The organism is Promicromonospora sp. NPDC050249 (assembly GCF_040656015.1).
Lineage (GTDB): Bacteria > Actinomycetota > Actinomycetes > Actinomycetales > Cellulomonadaceae > Promicromonospora.
The window spans coordinates 78886-94785 of record NZ_JBFAKY010000021.1 but is presented as its reverse complement, the minus strand read 5'-3'; the positions used below and the strand labels follow the sequence as shown (position 1 = coordinate 94785).

Annotated in this window: 16 protein-coding genes; 5 read left to right on the top strand and 11 right to left on the bottom strand. The window is 72.5% G+C overall.

Annotated elements, in window-relative coordinates; genetic code table 11:
• Positions 1-70: 70 nt before the first annotated feature.
• Positions 71-448, bottom strand: coding sequence for a hypothetical protein (locus tag AB0I32_RS17895; RefSeq protein WP_357508364.1), 378 nt, complete (start codon positions 446-448; stop codon positions 71-73).
• Positions 436-735 carry a hypothetical protein gene (locus AB0I32_RS17890; protein ID WP_357508362.1) on the bottom strand — a complete coding sequence of 100 codons (300 nt, stop codon included), beginning with the start codon at positions 733-735 and terminating at the stop codon, positions 436-438. The genes AB0I32_RS17895 and AB0I32_RS17890 overlap by 13 nt, the downstream gene beginning before the upstream one ends.
• Before the next feature lie 140 nt (positions 736-875).
• Here AB0I32_RS17890 and AB0I32_RS17885 point away from each other — a divergent pair, with 140 nt between their 5' ends.
• On the top strand, positions 876-1601 hold the full coding sequence (locus tag AB0I32_RS17885; RefSeq protein WP_357508360.1) for a GntR family transcriptional regulator: 726 nt from the start codon (positions 876-878) through the stop codon (positions 1599-1601).
• Positions 1602-1654: 53 nt separating this feature from the next.
• On the opposite strand, the gene AB0I32_RS17880 is transcribed toward AB0I32_RS17885, so the two are convergent.
• The gene (locus AB0I32_RS17880) at positions 1655-2560 is read right to left on the bottom strand and encodes a hypothetical protein (protein ID WP_357508400.1); all 906 of its coding nucleotides are present in this window, start codon (positions 2558-2560) and stop codon (positions 1655-1657) included.
• A 7-nt stretch (positions 2561-2567) separates the two neighbouring features.
• The gene (locus tag AB0I32_RS17875; protein WP_357508358.1) at positions 2568-3608 is read right to left on the bottom strand and encodes an SPFH domain-containing protein; all 1041 of its coding nucleotides are present in this window, start codon (positions 3606-3608) and stop codon (positions 2568-2570) included.
• Between the two features lie 87 nt (positions 3609-3695).
• Between AB0I32_RS17875 and AB0I32_RS17870 the strand changes: the two genes are divergently transcribed.
• Positions 3696-4472, top strand: coding sequence for an NUDIX domain-containing protein (locus AB0I32_RS17870; RefSeq protein ID WP_357508356.1), 777 nt, complete (start codon positions 3696-3698; stop codon positions 4470-4472).
• On the opposite strand, the gene AB0I32_RS17865 is transcribed toward AB0I32_RS17870, so the two are convergent.
• Both AB0I32_RS17865 and AB0I32_RS17860 read right to left on the bottom strand, forming a co-directional pair.
• A complete protein-coding gene (locus AB0I32_RS17865) occupies positions 4441-5493 on the bottom strand; it encodes a pirin family protein (RefSeq protein WP_357508354.1) in 1053 nt (350 codons plus the stop codon). The two genes, AB0I32_RS17870 and AB0I32_RS17865, sit on opposite strands and share 32 nt — an antisense overlap.
• A gap of 521 nt (positions 5494-6014) precedes the next feature.
• Positions 6015-6863 carry a hypothetical protein gene (locus tag AB0I32_RS17860; RefSeq protein WP_357508352.1) on the bottom strand — a complete coding sequence of 283 codons (849 nt, stop codon included), beginning with the start codon at positions 6861-6863 and terminating at the stop codon, positions 6015-6017.
• 464 nt (positions 6864-7327) lie between these two features.
• On the opposite strand from AB0I32_RS17860, the gene AB0I32_RS17855 reads away from it, so the two are divergent.
• Positions 7328-7933 carry a TetR/AcrR family transcriptional regulator gene (locus tag AB0I32_RS17855; RefSeq protein ID WP_357508350.1) on the top strand — a complete coding sequence of 202 codons (606 nt, stop codon included), beginning with the start codon at positions 7328-7330 and terminating at the stop codon, positions 7931-7933.
• A gap of 77 nt (positions 7934-8010) precedes the next feature.
• On the opposite strand, the gene AB0I32_RS17850 is transcribed toward AB0I32_RS17855, so the two are convergent.
• The 3 genes from AB0I32_RS17850 to ptsP form a co-directional block, all read right to left on the bottom strand.
• Positions 8011-9147, bottom strand: a complete 1137-nt coding sequence (locus AB0I32_RS17850) for a magnesium and cobalt transport protein CorA (RefSeq protein ID WP_116677252.1) — start codon at positions 9145-9147, stop codon at positions 8011-8013.
• 312 nt (positions 9148-9459) lie between these two features.
• Positions 9460-10338, bottom strand: a complete 879-nt coding sequence (locus AB0I32_RS17845) for a sugar phosphate isomerase/epimerase (protein WP_357508348.1) — start codon at positions 10336-10338, stop codon at positions 9460-9462.
• Positions 10339-10419: 81 nt separating this feature from the next.
• The gene (gene ptsP, locus AB0I32_RS17840; protein WP_357508346.1) at positions 10420-12069 is read right to left on the bottom strand and encodes a phosphoenolpyruvate--protein phosphotransferase; all 1650 of its coding nucleotides are present in this window, start codon (positions 12067-12069) and stop codon (positions 10420-10422) included.
• A gap of 212 nt (positions 12070-12281) precedes the next feature.
• Between ptsP and AB0I32_RS17835 the strand changes: the two genes are divergently transcribed.
• Together AB0I32_RS17835 and AB0I32_RS17830 are read left to right on the top strand one after the other, a co-directional pair.
• Positions 12282-12797 carry a PTS glucose transporter subunit IIA gene (locus tag AB0I32_RS17835; RefSeq protein WP_357508344.1) on the top strand — a complete coding sequence of 172 codons (516 nt, stop codon included), beginning with the start codon at positions 12282-12284 and terminating at the stop codon, positions 12795-12797.
• A 93-nt stretch (positions 12798-12890) separates the two neighbouring features.
• A complete protein-coding gene (locus tag AB0I32_RS17830) occupies positions 12891-13535 on the top strand; it encodes an HAD family hydrolase (protein ID WP_357508342.1) in 645 nt (214 codons plus the stop codon).
• Between the two features lie 12 nt (positions 13536-13547).
• Here AB0I32_RS17830 and AB0I32_RS17825 read toward each other — a convergent pair whose 3' ends face one another.
• Together AB0I32_RS17825 and AB0I32_RS17820 are read right to left on the bottom strand one after the other, a co-directional pair.
• On the bottom strand, positions 13548-15551 hold the full coding sequence (locus AB0I32_RS17825) for an NHL domain-containing thioredoxin family protein (protein WP_357508340.1): 2004 nt from the start codon (positions 15549-15551) through the stop codon (positions 13548-13550).
• A 10-nt stretch (positions 15552-15561) separates the two neighbouring features.
• Positions 15562-15777, bottom strand: coding sequence for a hypothetical protein (locus tag AB0I32_RS17820; RefSeq protein ID WP_357508338.1), 216 nt, complete (start codon positions 15775-15777; stop codon positions 15562-15564).
• Positions 15778-15900: the final 123 nt, after the last annotated feature.

The window sequence follows — 15900 nt, the reverse complement described above, 5'->3', positions numbered from 1 at the left end:
CGCTCCGTGCAGGAGCACCGCAGGCCGGACCCACCGTCGGGCCTGCGGTGCCCGTTCTTGGGGGCTGGACTCAGCCCCGCACCGGCGCGGTCAGGTGCAGCGAGACCGCCAGCCCGCGTTCGGCGGCCGGGACCCAGCCGCTCCAGCACCGCCACACCTGCGGGCCCTGGCTCTCGTGATGCCCGTGGCGCTCGGCCAGGTGGAGCATCTTCGCGAGCCGTACGGCGTCGGGCACCCGTGCGGCGACGACGTCGACGGTCAGCACGCCCACCACGTCGTCCTCGAGATCGAGGTGGTCGACGCCCGCCCGGACGTCCAGGGTGTGGATGTCGAAGATGTGCGCGATCAGCGCGGTGACCCCGACGAGCTCCGCGAGGTGCGCCCCCGGCGTCGGGCAGTGGTCGGCGCCCGGGTCCGCGTCGCAGGAGCCGCCCGTCACGTCGGCCACGCCCGGATCGACCGCGCGGTCCCTCGCAGCTCGGCGTAGACGAACATCTCCATGCCGTTCCAACGGCCCGTCCACACGGTGAAGCCCGGCTTGGTGGCCGGGTAGTCGGTGGCGACGGTGATCCCGAGCTGGGCCGCGATCTCCGCCCCCTCGGCCAGCCGTGCCGGGTGCACGACCAGATGGTCGCGAAACACCTCTACCCACTTGATCCGCGCGTCGCCCACTTCCGCCAGCAGGTCCGCCGCACCGGCCGCAGAATCGGCCAGGCTGCCCGCTTTCGTCGCCATCTTTCCCACCTCTCCGCGCCTACCTCTAGGCGCATAGACAGCCTATTGGGCGCGAACTGGGCACCGCAACCGCTACGCGGAAAAGTTGCGTATACGCACTGGCTGCGGGTTAGGTGGGTTCCGTGTCTAGAGAGGGACGTGTGACTGCCGCAAGCATCGCCAAGGATCTTCGTGCCGCGATCCGCTCCGGGACCTACAAACCGGGCGATCGCCTTCCGAGCGAAGCAGCGCTCATGTCGAACTACGGCGTGGCGCGCATGACCGCGCGCCACGGCCTGTCGATGCTCAAGGACGAGGGGCTGACCGTGACCCGGCACGGCTCCGGCGTCTTCGTCCGCGCCTTCGAGCCGATCGTGCGGGACACCACCGGCGGCAAGGCCGACGGCAGCTCCACGGTCACCGCCGAGATCGACGAGACCGGCGCCGGGCTCACCGTCCGCACGCTCGCCGTCACCGCGGAGGCAGAAGCGCCCGAGAAGGTGCGGGCGACGCTCGGGCTCGCCGACGGCGACAAGGTGACCGTGCGCGAGCGGCTGCACCTGCGCGAGCGCAAGCCCGTGCTGTTCGCGACGTCGTACCTGCCCGCGTCGATAGCTGCCAGAACGCCTATCGCTGCCCAGGAGGTCGGGCCGGGCGGAACCCACGCACGCCTCACCGAGGCAGGGCACGCGCCGGTGCGGTTCCGCGAGGACGTCGTGGGCCGGATGCCGACCATCGAGGAGATCGAGGAGCTGCGGATCGAGCCCGGCACGCCGGTGCTGTCGGTCACGCGCACCGCGTTCACCGAGGACGGCACGCCGGTCGAGGTCAGCTACGTGGTGCTCGACGCCGGTGAGTTCATGCTCCGGTACGACATCGACGGCTGAGGCGCTCGGGCCGCCGCGGCCGGTCAGCCACGGCGGCGCCGAGCGCCCCGGTCTCACACGAGCCGGAGCCGTCGCTCCGCGACCCCGATCCGGACCTCCTGTCCCCACGACACCTCGAGCCGGTCGCTCTCCATCCCGTCCCCGAACACGACGAGCCGGTCGGACTGGACGGTGACCACGAGCTCGCCGTCCTCCCCGAGCGTGCCCTCCGTCATCGTGACGCCGGTCGCGGGCGACGGCCAGGCCTCCCGGACGAACCAGGCCAGCGCCTGCTCGGTGGGTGCGGGCAGCCGTCGTCCGCCACGATCGTGCGCGATCGAGGCGGACCACCCGGTCGCGCCGGTGCCCGTGCTCACGATCAGGCCCGACGACGACTGCCGCTCCGCGCCCCCACCGACGGCCAGCACGTAGCGCGCCGACTGATGGCTCACGTGCCCCAGGAACAGCTCGTTGACTGCGCGCAGCTCCTGGCCGTCGTCGAGCCGTGCGCGCGCCATCGTGAGCTCGTCGCACCGCACGACGGGCGGCGGATCCCCGGCCCTGCCCTGCGGGTCCGCCAGGCCGGCGATGATGTCCGCGACCCCGTCGACGTCGTGCCGTACCAGGACGCCGAGGATGGCCTCCGGCTCCGGGTTCACGCCGATCACGAGCTGCCGGTCCAGGTACTTGGCCGCGTTGGCGACCAGGCCGTCCTGGCCCACCACCAGCACGACGTCCTCCGGCGCGAAGAGGAAACGGTCCAGGTCGGCGCGCTCCACCTCCGCGAGAGCCCAGTCGGACGGCACGCTCGCCGCGACCGCCCGGCGGGCCGACGCCGCGGCCTCGTGCCGGGCCTCGACATCCGCCAGGGTGCGGCCGCGGGTGCGGAGGAAGAACTCCGCCTGGCCACGTGTGGCGTGCCGGTCGAGCAGCTCGTCGAGCTCGGTGCGGCGGTGCACCAGCACCGCCCGGGTGCGCAGACCCACCTCAGCGCTCCGCGGCCGGTACGCCATCCGACGCCGGTGCACCGGCCGCAGGTGCGGTCAGCGCACCCAGCAGCCCGCTCACCAGATCCGGCGTGACGGTCAGCGAGCCCACGTTCGGCAGGTGGGCCGCGGCGTCGCGCAGGGCGAGCGCCGCGAGCACGTCGCGCCCGACGTTCGCGTAGATCTTCATGAGCGCAGCCTCCTTGGCCGCCTCGGCCTCGCCGAGCTGCCGCAAGGAGGCCGCCTGAGCAGCCGCCGCGATCTCGCGCCGCTCGGCTTCGGACCTGGCCGACACCAGGGCGGCCGCCGCGGCCTCCTCGGCCTCCCTGCGCTTGTTCGCGCCCTCCTGGGCGACGAGCTGCTCGCGCCGGGAGGCGAGCTCGATCTGGCTCGCGAGCTCGTTCTCGGCGATCTTGCGCTCCCGTTCGACGGCGACGGCGCGCCGCTCGTAGGTGGCGCGGTCAGCCTCGGACTGGAGCCGCTCGCGCACGGGCGTGCGCAACGCCTTCTCCACGTCGCCCTCCGGCCGGACCGCCAGCACGCGCACACCCAGCACCTCGATGCCGGTCGCGACCAGGCGTGCGTCGTCGCCGAGCCCGCCGAGCGCCGTCCGGACCCGTCCGATGCCGGATGCGAGCGCGTCGGCGAGGTCCAGCGTGGCGATCAGGTCGACGGTAAGGCTCTGGGCGAGCTGGCCCACGATGGCACCCACCTGCTGGCGACCGCTCGCCTCCTGGCCCGCGCCGTGGACGGGGAAGATGCCGAAGTCCAGCCGCTGGGAGGCGAGGACGGGGTCACCGAACCGGTAGGTGACGTTCGCCTGCACGCTCACGTCCTGCTGGTCACGAGTGACCGCGTGGAAGAGGACCGGGAGCTCCTGGTCGGTGGCGGGCACCTCGCTGAGCACCGACGTGTCGGGGCGGAACCAGAAGGCCTGTCCCACACCCTGGTGCCGTACCTGGCCCTTGCTGAGGTGAACCACGTAGTCGCTCGGTGAGCCCAGGAACTGGCGGACCCAGGGGTAGCGCTTGATCGTTGCCATCGTCGACCTCTCATCGGGTTATCGTCAAATTGACGATAACCGGCCCCTCGGCTTTTCGTCAAGGTGACGAGAATGTACGGTCGATGCATGGCCCGAACATCACCCGCTCGCACCGACGTACCCGACACGGCGGGCTCCTTCCCCGTGACGGTCGACGTCGTGGCGCTCACCGTGCGTGCCGGAGCGCTGCACGTGCTCGTCGTCGACCGGCTCCTGGAGCCGTTCCGGGGGCAGGCCGCACTGCCGGGCGGGTTCGTTCTGGCCGACGAGACCCTGGAACAGGCCGCGGGGCGTGAGCTCGAGGAGGAGACAGGCCTGACCGTCCCGGCCCAGGCGGCCGGAGCGGGCCCGTGGCACCTGGAGCAGCTGCGTACCTACGGCCCGCTCGGCCGAGACCCTCGCGGGCCGGTGCTGTCCGTGGCCTACCTGCTGCTCGCCCCCGCCTTCGGGCTCCCGGCGGCCGGTGGCGACGCGGCCGAGGCGCGCTGGGTCCCGGTGATCGAGGAGGGCAAACCGCTCGCCTTCGACCACGACCAGATCCTGGCCGACGGCGTCGAGCGCGCCCGGGCGAAGATCGAGTACTCACCCCTCGCCGCAGCGTTCTGCCCGCCCGAGTTCACGGTCGCGGAGCTGCGCGGAGTCTACGAGGCGGTCTGGGGCACGCAGGTGGACGCGCGCAACTTCCACCGCAAGGCGACCGGCACGCCGGGCTTCCTGGAGCCGACCGGCCGCCTCGGCGGGGGCGGCCCCGGGCGGCCGGCGGAGCTCTACCGGCTTGCGTCCGGCGTGGACCCGGCGGCCGCTGTGCTGCACCCCCCGCTGCTGCGCTCCGTCAGCCCTGGCCGGGTCGCGCCCTCGGCTTGAGCCGCAGGTCCGGTAGCGCCGGTGCCCGCAGCGGCCCGCTCGCGTAGCCCTGGACCTGGCCGAACCGGCGTCCGGTGGCACCCGCGGCATAACCGGTCGGTCCACCGTCCGGTCCCGAGGGATCCAGCTCGGCGACCAGCGCCATCCAGTCGTCGCGGGCCCGCGCGATGTCCTCGTGCGTGCGGCCCATGAAGTTCCACCACATGATGACGTCCTCGGCGAAGGGCAGACCGCCGATCAGCACCGCTCGCGCGGGTGCGCCGGCGGCGGCGCGCACCACGAGGGTGGACCGCCCGGGCGCCGCGTAGCCGAGGCCGGCCGGCGGCACCGCGCAGCCCTCGAAGGTCACGTCGCCGCTGTCCACCAGCAGGGCGTGCTCGTGGCCAGGGTCGACGTCGAGCCGGAGCTCCGCGCCCGGCTCCAGGTCGATCTGCGCTCCCACGAGCGGCGTGTACGTCGTCGCGGGCGAGTCCAGCTGCTCGCCGGCCACCGCCAGCCTCCCGATGAACACCTGCACGACGGCGCCGTCGTGCCGCGCGACCGGGAGGTCACCGTGGTGCTCGAAGTGCGGGTCGATGCCGAGGGCCGATCCGGGGAGCGCCGTCCACAGCTGCACACCGTGCAGGAGGGGCGGACGCCCCTCGGGCGACTCCTCCGAGTGCGAGATGCCCACCCCCGCCGTCATCAGGTTGAGCTCGCCCGGACGGACCGCCTGCAGCGAGCCCACGGAGTCGCGGTGCAGGATCTCGCCCTCGAAGAGCCAGCTCACCGTCTGGAGGCCGGTGTGCGGGTGCGGCGGGACCTGCATGCCCTCGCCGACCGAGACGTCGTCGGGGCCGTAGTGATCGCTGAAGCACCACGCCCCCACGAGGGACCGGGCGCGCTGCGGGATGGTGCGCCGCACGTTCATCGCCCGCGGGCCGCCCAGCGGGACGTCGCGCGGGCTGAGGAGCTCGATGCCGTCGCCCTGCTCGCCCGCCGCGCAGACCTGTTCGGCAGGCCGGGTCTCGAGGTTGCTCATGCGCCGAGCCTAGACCGCGGCCCTCCGTCCTGGACCTCCCGTCCCGGGACACGGCCAGGGCCCCCGGGGCAGGCCGGGGGCCCTGGCGCAACCGCGCACCCGTGGTCCACCCTCAGTGAGGACCAGGGCGCCGTGTCGACGTCACGGCCCCGAACCACCCGTCAGACCCGGGTCACCGGGCCTGTTCTCCACGGACGTTCGGACGCGGGCGGTCTTCCGGCCCCGTTCAGGACCTGTGGCGTCATCCACAGCCCGCACCGCGGTACGGGACGTCCTGTCGTTCTCCGGTCAACCATGTGTTCGATGCCCGGGCCGGTCGGTACTGCTGCAGCGCACCGAATCTGCACCCGAATCGTCGAACCATTGCCACGTTTCTATCCGCGTGTCGCACGGGCGGCAACTGCTCCACCGTTGTAATTTTCACCCCGTCTTTACCCACAGTTCTGTCCACAGGAACAGGCGCGGATTTCCCGCACCGCCCACAGGGCTGTGGACAAGATCTGTGGATAACTAAAGGGCGATCAAACCCAGGCACGCGAACCCGGGGCGCCGCCTGCTGTCGGGTCGCTGCGCGCGTCCAGCTCCTCCGACGCGGTGATGAAGCCGCCCTCGTCCACGAGGATCCCCCCGATCCTGCTCTGGAGCGCCACCGCGAGCCGGGCGAGGGAGGCACGCATGCGGGCCCGGGCGATGACGTGCAGTCCGGACGCCTGCTCGAGCTCGAGCTCGTAGGGGTCGGCGGGGGCCCAGCTCAGGCGGTAGGCGAACGGCCCGTAGCTGCGCCAGTCCAGCGCACCGAGCGCACGCGGCACCCGGTCGACACGTTCCACGTCGACGACGAGCGCGCCGTCGTACGCGGTGCTGCCGGCAAGCGTGTAGCGCGGCGACCCGTCCGGTGTGACCTGCTCGGCGGAGACGTCGGCGGTGGCGATGAGCGAGCGCAGCATCGGCAGCACGTCGCCCGGAAGGAGGACGTGTGCCGCGTAGAGCGCCACGTTGACCGAGGCGGCAGGGTCCGGGACCAGCGGCTGCCGACCGTCCACGAGCACTCCGCCGGCGGACTTGCGGGCGGCCGCGACCATCCACTGCACGATGCGCAGCTCCTCACCCTGCGGCAGGGCGTGCGGGAAGGCGCGGGCGATGCCGTCCCGGTCGCCGTACGACGTCGGAGCCGCGCCGCGGACGTCCCGCAGGCCGTCCGCGCGGGCCACCGAGTACGCCTCGGCCTTCGTCGCGGAGATGTTGAGCTCGGCGAGGTGTGCCTCGCCGACCTCGAACGGGCCGGTCGCCACGTGCCCTTCGCCCAGACGCATGACACCAGGCACCAGCGCGTCCGGCTGCGCCATGCCGCGGAACCGGGCACCGGCCATCCGTCGAGAACCTGAGGCGCGGGTCGGTTCTCGGAGCCACTCGATGTCGGAGAACCACGCGGCAGCAAGCTCGCTGACGGTGACGGGGCCGTTCGTACTGGGCAGGATCAGAATGTGACCCGAGGCGTGTTCCCCTGGAATCACACCCGCCAGAAATGTCATGCGCGCACTTTACTGCTGGTCACTTTCCGCGATGATGCAGGCATGTTACAGAGAGGAAACACGTTCGTGACAGCGGGTGCGGTTTATTTGGGCAGCGTCCGACATGTATGCCTTTGGATATTCACTGGCGACTGAGTCTCAGTACAAGAGCATGGAAATTCCGTCCTCGGCCTCCGAAAGGACGATGTACGACGGCTTAGCACCATCGTCACCACGAAGCCCCTCTCTGCTGCCGCTCCGGACGGGTCCGTACGACGATCCTGGGTTCCAGTTACCTGACGACGCGGGCATATGATGTCAGCATGCCCAAGATCATCGGGAAGAGCCTGCACGAGCACCGGCAGATGACCAGGCACAAGCTCTTCACCGCTCTGTCCACGCTCATGGCGGAGCGCGGGTTCGACACCATCACCCTGGCCGACATCGCCGCAGCGGCGCACGTCGGCCGGACCGCTGTCTACAACCACTTCCACGACAAGGAAGCGCTGCTCCTCGGGTTCATCACCCACGAGACGGAGCAGTACGCCCACACGCTGGAGCGCGCGCTCGACGGCGTGGACGACCCCGTGGAACAGCTGCGCACCTACATCCGCCAGCAGGCTCAGCTCACCCGCGTCTTCCACCTCGCCCCCGGCCCGGACCTCCGGACGGTGCTGTCGCGCGCCACGCAGCAGCGCCTGCGCGAGCACGCCGACATCGTCGAGGCGATCCTCCGCCGGATCCTCACGGCCGGGATCGAAGCGGGCACGTTCCCGCCCCAGGACATCGAGCCGACGGTCCATCTCGTCAACGCCTGCCTGTCCGGCCGCCTCATTCCCGACGAGCCCCTCGCCCGCGAACGCACCATCCGCGCCGCGGAGTCGTTCGTGCTGCGCGCGGTCGGCGCCCGGGAGCGCGTCCCCGCCTGAGCCGGAGCGGCACCGCAGGCTCAGGCGGAACGGGTAGAACCTGAGCCGGTACCCCCGGCGGCCGCGAGCCTGACGCTCTAGATCCAGCGCTTCCAGCGGAAGACGCCGAACAGGCCGACGCTCACGGCCAGCATCGCCACGAGGGCGACCGGGTAGCCGTACGCCCAGTCGAGCTCCGGCATGACCTCGAAGTTCATGCCGTAGACCGTGCCGACGAGCGTCGGGGCGAACAGGATGGCCGCCCAGCCCGAGATCTTCTTGACCTCCTCGCCCTGCCGGATGCTGACCTCCGACAGGTGCTTCATCTCCTCGTTCTGCCGCTGCGCGACCAGCGTCGCCGCGACCGTCAGGATGTCGCGCAGCGCGGCCCGGAAGACCTCGATGCGGTCGGCGGCCTCGGTGAGGTGGTCCGCGACGTCGCGCAGGTAGGCCTGCAGCTCAGGGTCCACGCCGTACTTGTCGGCACCCTTGGCGAGCGAGGCGCACAGCGCCTGCTCCGGCCGTACCGCCCGCTGGAAGTCGATGACCTCGCGGGACAGCTCGTAGATGCGCCGCGACACGTCCGGGGCGCCGCCCCAGACGTCGGACTCGATCTCGTCGATGTCGTGGTCCAGCCCCGCGACGACGGGCGCGTACCCGTCCACGACGCTGTCGAGGATCGCGTACAGGACGGCCTCGGGCCCCCGCGAGAGCATCTCGCGGTCCGACTCCAGGCGGCTCCGTACGGCTGCCAGGTCCGGCGAGGCGCCGTGCCGCACGGTCACCACGAAGTCGGGGCCGACGAAGACGTGCAGCTCGCCGAACTCGACCTCCTCGGCGTCGTCCAGGTAGCGGGCGGCGCGCAGCACCACGAACAGGGTGTCGCCGTAACGCTCGATCTTGGGGCGCTGGTGCGCCTGGATCGCGTCCTCGATGGCGAGGGGGTGCAGGTCGAACTCACGCGCCAGCGACGTCAGCTCGGCCTCGTCCGGCCGCTCCAGCCCGATCCAGGCCATGCCGCCGGGCCGGGAGCGGAGTGCGCTGAACGTCTCCGCGAGGTTGTCGTAGCCGGCGGTGCGGATGCCGTCGTCGTAGATCGCAGCGGCGACCACCGACGAGCGGGGGGCGGGCGCGACGGGGCGCGGGGCGACGTCGGGCACCACGTCGACGGTACGGCGCGGACGCCGGACGCCGAGCAGCGGACGAGAAGGGCGGGAGGGCAGGAACGTAGCCATGGGGAACTCCTGGGGGTCGAGCGCAGGAAAAAGGACTGCGAACGGACACCGCAGCGGAGACGGCCGAACGACCGGTGGACCTCACGCCCGAGAGGGGCGGAGCGCACCGGTGCGCGATGACCCGCGGAAAGGCGGGAGGGGAACCGTCAGCTCAGCTGCGGTTCGGACTACTCGGAGGCTCGCTACGTGTCATGCGCGCCACCTCCTTGGTCCCAGCGGCGGATCGCCGCGCCGTACGTTCTCGACGGGGGCCAGTCTAGCCACGTCGAGGCGCAGAATCGAACCCTTTCGAGAGCAGGATCACATAACTCGTCACCAGGCGTCGTGGGGACGGTGGTGCACGCCGGGCGGAGTCTGGAACTCGTGCGGCGTCGGCGACAGGTAGGCGCGTGCGAACTCCAGCGACGCGGCCAGGTCGTCGTGCCGCTCGGCGGCCGTGCGCGCAGCGCGCGTGGAGATCTCCACGCAGACGTCGCCGCTCCAGCGCCGCGCGACCAGCTCCTGGAGCACCTTCTCCGCCTGCATGCTGCCGCGGCCGGGCACCAGGTGCTCGTCCCGGGCGCCGAAGTTGCCGTCCGCCAGGTGCACGTGCCGCAGGCGGTCGCCGAACGTGTGGAGCAGCGTCAGCGCGTCCTGCTGCGCCACGCTCGCGTGCGACAGGTCGAGGGTGACGGCGTCGTAGTCGTGCTCGGCCGGGTCCCAGCCCGGCAGGTACGCCTGGAACTCGCGCTTGCCGCCGCGCCACGGGTACATGTTCTCGACGGCGATCGTGACCCCCGTCGTCTCGCTCAACGCCCGCACCTGCTCCTGGAACTGCCTGGCGTACTTGTACTGCCAGCGGAACGGCGGGTGCACCACGACGGTCCCGGCACCGAGCTCGAGAGCCATCTCCGCGGTCCGTTCGAGCTTGGCCACCGGGGACCGGCCCCAGACGCGCTGGCTCACCAGCAGCGTCGGCGCGTGCACCGAGCGCACGGGCATGCCCGTGTCGGCAGCCAGCTTCGCGAGGGACCGGGGGTTCTGGGTCACCTCCTCGGACCAGACCATGACCTCGACGCCGTCATAGCCGAGCTCGGCCGCCGACTCGAAGGCCAGCGGCACACGGCGAGGGAAGACCGATGCCGTCGAGAGCGTGACCTGCACGTCAGGTGCAGCGGGCTCGTGCGGTTCGGTCCGAATCGGTTCGGGCATGCGGGCCACCTTAAAGCGCCTACGTGAGTGGGATGTGACCAGGGGGTTCAGATCGGTTGAAGTGCGGGTTGAAGTGCGGGTTCAAGTGAGCAGACGTTCCTGGACGACGTCGCGTGCCGCCTGCGCCGTCGAGCACTCGAGCACCGTCCGTGCCAGCTCGACGCACTCGTCCCGGGACACGCCTGCCAGGGTGCCTGCGACGTCGGCCAGCGCGCGGGGGGTCATGGACAGTGACGTTACGCCCAACCCCACCAGGACGGGAGCGAGCAGCGGATCTGCCGCCGCCTCGCCGCACACGCCCACGGGAGCACCATGCATCGCGCCGCCTTCACACGCCACTCGGACGAGCTGCAGGACGGCGGGCTGCCAGGGCGTCGACAGCGCGGCGACGCCGGCCAGGTCGCGGTCCGCCGCCATCGTGTACTGCGTGAGGTCGTTGGTGCCAAGGCTCGCGAACGACACCTCGGCCAGGACGTGGCGTGCCTGGAGCGCGGCGGCAGGCGTCTCGATCATCACGCCCGACTGCTCCAGCCCGTGTGCCGAGCAGGCGGCCGCGAAGTCGCGCGCCTCGTCGACCGTCGCGACCATCGGCGCCATGACCCAGACCTCGGCGGTCTCGGCGGCGGCGGCCTGCGCTATCGCGTCGAGCTGGCGGTCCAGCACGTCCGGGTGCGCGACGGCGGTGCGCAGCCCGCGCACCCCGAGCGCCGGGTTGTCCTCGTGGTCCGGGGTGAGGAACCGGAGCGGCTTGTCGGCGCCGGCGTCGAGCGTACGGACGACGACCCGGCGGCCCGGGAAGTGGGAGAGGACCGCCCGGTAGGCGGTCACCTGCTCCTCGACGCTGGGCTCCTCGCCTCGCCCGAGGAAGCAGAACTCCGTGCGGAACAGGCCGACGCCGCACGCACCGGCCGCAGCGGCCGCCTGGGCCGCCGCGGGGTCCGCGACGTTCGCCACGAGCTCCACCTCCGACCCGTCGCGCGTGACACCCCTGCCGTCGAAGGTCGCGGCGGTGATGCGGCGTCGGGCGCCCTCCACCTCCGCGGGGGACGGGGCGCGCAGGACGACGCCGACCGTGCCGTCGACGACTATCTCCTCGCCGTCGGTGAGGTCGCCCGCTCCGGGCAGAGCCACGACCGCCGGGATGCCGAGGGCACGGGCCAGGATCGCCATGTGCGAGGTGGGGCCGCCGCGTGCTGTGACGACCGCCGTGACCACCGCCGGGTCCAGCATCGCGGTGTCGGCCGGGGCGAGGTCGCTCGCGACCAGCACGAACGGGTGCCCCGGGTCGGGCACCCCTGGCGGGGCCGCCCCCGTGAGCGCCGCGACGATGCGGTCGCGGACGTCCCGCACGTCGCGGGCGCGCTCCGACATGGGCGGGCCGAGGGCCTCGAGCTGGTTGGCCACCGAGCCGGCCGCGTCCCACACCGCACGCTCCGGGGTGAGCCGGTCCTCCCGGACCCGCCGGGCCGCACCGGCGGCGAGCGTCGGGTCGGCGGCCATGGCGGCGGTGACCGCGAGCACGTCGGCCGCGGTGCCCGACGCGCGGCTCGCTCGCTCCGCGAGGTCGGCCTCCACGCGGGCGGCGGCCTCCTCGACGGCACGAACGGCTTCGTCGGCGGAGCCCGACAGGCGGGTCGTCCTCGGCTCGGGCACGCGGGCCGGCATCCGGACCACCGGACCTGCTGCGCGCCCCGGGCTCGCCGGAACCCCCGTGAGCCTCTCGCTCGTCATCCGTACGCTCCCCAAGGCTCGTCGTCGCGTGCGCTCGGAACGTTACACGCGAGCGCCCCGCCGGGCGAGGCTCGGTTCTCCGGGAGGAGACCGCACCTGGGGGAGCCGGCGGGACGGACGTGCCGGGCGGAAGCGCAGGCCGCACCGGCAGGACCGCCAGGACAGGCAAAGGGCTGCTCTCGTGGAAGTCCGCGGTCTGGCAAGATGAAACCATGGCCGAGGCCCTGATCGTCGGATCCCCCGTCGCCGGACGGGTGGTCGCGATGCGCGACGTGCCCGATCCGGTCTTCGCAGAGAGCATCGTCGGCCCAGGACTCGCCATCAATCCCGACCCCGAGCTCGGAGGGCGCGTGGTCGCACCGTGTGCCGGGGTGGTGGTCAAGCTGCACCCGCACGCGTTCGTGCTGCTCGTGCCGTCCGCCGAACCGGCGGAGCCGGCAGGGCCGGCCGCGCCCGCCAGGCAGGTCGGTGGCCGGGGCGTGCTGGTGCACCTCGGCATAGACACGGTCCAGCTCAAGGGTGCTGGCTTCGACCTGCTCGTCGCGGAGGGCGACACGGTCGCGGCCGGGCAGCAGCTGATCGCCTGGCCCCCCGCCGAGGTGTCCGACGGCGGCCGCTCGCCCCTGGTGCCGGTCGTCGCCCTGGACCTCGGGCCGAAGGGCCTCGAGGAGCTGGTCCGGCCGGGCGCCCGGGTGCAGGCCGGTGACCCGCTGTTCCGTCTCCCGTAGCCGGCCGAGCGACCCCAACACGCTGCACGGGACCATCGGCGTGTCCCGTGCAGCGTGTTGGGGTCGCTCGGGTTGCGTCCTAAGGTCGGGCGCATGGTGCGCACAGTGGTGTTCGACGTCGGCGAGACGCTCATCGACGAGTCCCGGATCTGGCTCGGCTGGGCCGCGCGGCTCGGCGTCCCCCCGCTCACGTTCCTCGGCGTGCTCGGCGGCTGTGCCGCGCTCGACCTGCCGCACCAGGACGCGTTCGAGATGCTGCGGCCCGGTCTGGACCTCGAGGCCGAGATCGCCCGCTGGGCCCTGGAGGACCCGGACGGCCTGCGCAACGGGTTCGATGCCGACGACCTCTACCCCGACGTCCGGCCGGCCCTGACCGCGCTGCGCGAGGCGGGCTTCGACGTCGTCATCGCGGGGAACCAGCCGCCCGAGGCGCGCGCCGCGCTGGAGGCGATGGACCTGCCGGCGAGCGCGATCCGGACCTCCGACGAATGGGGAGTGCAGAAGCCGGAGCCCGGGTTCTTCGCCCGGGTCGCCGAGCTGTCCGGGGTCGCGCCCGAGGAGATCGCCTACGTGGGCGACCGGCTCGACAACGACGTCCTGCCCGCCGCCGACGCCGGGATGCGGCCGATCCTGCTGCGCCGCGGCCCGTGGGGCCACCTCCACGCGCTCCGGCCGGAGGCCGCGCGCGCGACGGTCATCGACTCGCTGACCGAGCTGCCCGGGGTGCTGGCCGTCTGACCCAGCTCCAGCTCAGCCGCGGAGCGGGAGCGTGAGCCCGGCGTCGCCGTCCGGCACCACGCGGACCGGGACGCCCCAGTCCTGCTGCGCCAGGTGGCAGGCCGGGAACACGTCGGGGTCGGGCTCGCCGTTCGGCAGAAGAGGCACCTCGTCGCACGACGCCGCCTTGGCCGTCACGTGCAGCACGCCCTCGGCCACCTCGGGGTTGATCACCAGGTCGCGGAACAGGTCGGTGCCGTTGCCGGCCCCCGACAGCAGCAGCTCCGGCGGCGTGGCGCTGACCTGGAGCGACGTCGACGGGCCCCACCGGTCGTCGAGCTTCTGGCCCGGCGCGGGCGCGAACGGCACGTCGAGCCGGAGCGGTCCGGCGCCGACGTCGGTCGCGGGCCGGGCCATCCGGTGCGCACCGCCGTCGAGCACCTCGCCCGCCAGGCTCGCCGGGAGCGCGATCCGCGTGAGCCGGTGGGCCGCCGACTCGACGACGACCAGGTGCACCGCTCCGTCTGCCACGTCGACGAGCACGTCCGACGGCTCCGCCAGGTCCTTGGCCAGGGTGGTCACCTCGGCGGTGGCGGGGTCGTACCGGCGCAGCGCGCCGTTGTACGTGTCGGCGACGACGACGGAGCCGTCAGGCAGCGTGGCCACGCCGAGCGGGTGCTGCAGCAGCGCCTGGTCGGCGGCACCGTCGCGGTGCCCGAAGTCGAAGAGGCCCTGGCCGACGACGGTCCGGATCTCCGCGCCGCCGTCGCTCCCGGGGGTGATCCGGCGCAGTGCCGACGTCTCCGAGTCCGCGAGCCAGACTGACCCGTCCGTGGCTCGCGCGAGGCCGGAGGGCTGCGCGAACCACGCACCGGCGCCCGGCCCGTCCTCGAGCCCTTCGTTCATGGTCCCGGCGAGCAGGCGCACGCTCCCGTGCCCCTCACGCGCGACGGGGTCGAACGCCCAGAGCGTGTGGGTGCCGGCCATGGCGACGATGAAGGCGCCGAGGTCGGGCGACCACTCGACGTCCCACGGCGAGGAGAGGTTCACGATGCGCGCGGGACAGTCCTCGCTGGTGTCGAACGGCATGGCCGGACCGTCCACGTCCGGGACGAGCCGGACGCCTGGTACTGGCGGGTTCTCGTCGATCTGGCCGGAGCGCAGCACGTTCTCCTGGCCGCCGACCATGAACTGGCGGCCGGTGCCCGCGACCGTGAAGACGGCACCGTCCGCGAGGCGCACGCCGCGCAGCGCGTGGTTGACGGTGTCGGCGACCACCACGTCGTAGCCGAGGCTCGCCGTGAGGTCCTCCGGCACCAGGCAGAGCCCGTTCGGCTCCGAGAACCGCGCCTCGCCGGGACCGCCGTCGACCAGACCGCGCTCGCCGGACCCGATGCGCCGCACGAGCGTCTCGCCGTCGGGCGCGAGCTCGGCCAGCGAGTGGTGCCCGGCGTCCGCGACCAGGAGGTTCCCGTTGGACAGCGTCAGAGCCTTCGCGGGGAAGCGCAGCGTGCCCGACGCCGGAGCGGGCGGCACGTACGGCCCCGCACCGCGGTGCAGCGTGCCCTTGGCCGAGTGCTCGGCGATGAGGTCGGTCACGAGGGCGGCGATCGCGGAGCCGTGCCCCTCGCCCGCCATCTGCGCCACGATGTAGCCCTCGGGGTCGATGACCACGAGCGTGGGCCAGGCCCGCGCGGTGTACGCGCCCCAGGTGACCAGCTCCGGGTCGTCCAGGACCGGGTGTCGCACCTCGTACCGCTCGACGGCGGCCGCGAGCGCCTCGGGGTCCGCCTCGTGCTCGAACTTGGGCGAGTGGACGCCCACGATGACGAGCTCGTCGCGGTGCTGTTCCTCGACCTCGCGCAGCTCGTCGAGGACGTGCAGGCAGTTGATACAGCAGAAGGTCCAGAAGTCGAGGATCAGGACACGGCCTCGAAAGTCTGCCAGCGACAGCTTCTTGCCGCCGGTGTTCAGCCAGCCGCGCCCGACGAGCTCGGACGCGCGGACCCTGGGAAGATTCTGGACTCCTGTACGCACGGGCCCATTGTCACTCTCGGGGTGGGCTGTCCTGCCCGGTGTCCGGCCTGCGGGCACGCCACTGCTCGACGAGTGTCTTGTCGGCTCGCCGGCGCGTGAGATCGCTCTTGCTGGAGTGCACTGCCGCCCGGTGCGCGAGCAGAGCGGCGCGGTCCCGCTCGAGGGCCCACATGAGGGCCTGCCGCACGTCGGCGCGGGTCACCCGCACGCTCCGCGTCTCGTCCATCGTCCCGATCATTCTCGCCGTTCCGTGTCTGCCGGCGTCCAGAGCGGGCACCGCCAACGATTCAGGAGGCTTTCCGAGGATGTTTTGTGACATCCCAGGTCTTCCTGGCTTTCACCCAGCCGT

Excerpts from the sequence above, each read along its gene's own strand:
- AB0I32_RS17845 (WP_357508348.1), bottom strand. The coding sequence starts at position 10,338 with ATGCCCGAACCGATTCGGACCGAACCGCACGAGCCCGCTGCACCTGAC.
- AB0I32_RS17865 (WP_357508354.1), bottom strand. The coding sequence starts at position 5,493 with ATGAGCAACCTCGAGACCCGGCCTGCCGAACAGGTCTGCGCGGCGGGC.
- AB0I32_RS17855 (WP_357508350.1), top strand. The coding sequence starts at position 7,328 with ATGCCCAAGATCATCGGGAAGAGCCTGCACGAGCACCGGCAGATGACC.
- AB0I32_RS17835 (WP_357508344.1), top strand. The coding sequence starts at position 12,282 with ATGGCCGAGGCCCTGATCGTCGGATCCCCCGTCGCCGGACGGGTGGTC.
- AB0I32_RS17870 (WP_357508356.1), top strand. The coding sequence starts at position 3,696 with ATGGCCCGAACATCACCCGCTCGCACCGACGTACCCGACACGGCGGGC.
- AB0I32_RS17875 (WP_357508358.1), bottom strand. The coding sequence starts at position 3,608 with ATGGCAACGATCAAGCGCTACCCCTGGGTCCGCCAGTTCCTGGGCTCA.
- AB0I32_RS17860 (WP_357508352.1), bottom strand. The coding sequence starts at position 6,863 with ATGGCCGGTGCCCGGTTCCGCGGCATGGCGCAGCCGGACGCGCTGGTG.
- ptsP (WP_357508346.1), bottom strand. The coding sequence starts at position 12,069 with ATGACGAGCGAGAGGCTCACGGGGGTTCCGGCGAGCCCGGGGCGCGCA.
- AB0I32_RS17890 (WP_357508362.1), bottom strand. The coding sequence starts at position 735 with ATGGCGACGAAAGCGGGCAGCCTGGCCGATTCTGCGGCCGGTGCGGCG.
- AB0I32_RS17820 (WP_357508338.1), bottom strand. The coding sequence starts at position 15,777 with ATGGACGAGACGCGGAGCGTGCGGGTGACCCGCGCCGACGTGCGGCAG.
- AB0I32_RS17830 (WP_357508342.1), top strand. The coding sequence starts at position 12,891 with ATGGTGCGCACAGTGGTGTTCGACGTCGGCGAGACGCTCATCGACGAG.
- AB0I32_RS17850 (WP_116677252.1), bottom strand. The coding sequence starts at position 9,147 with ATGGCTACGTTCCTGCCCTCCCGCCCTTCTCGTCCGCTGCTCGGCGTC.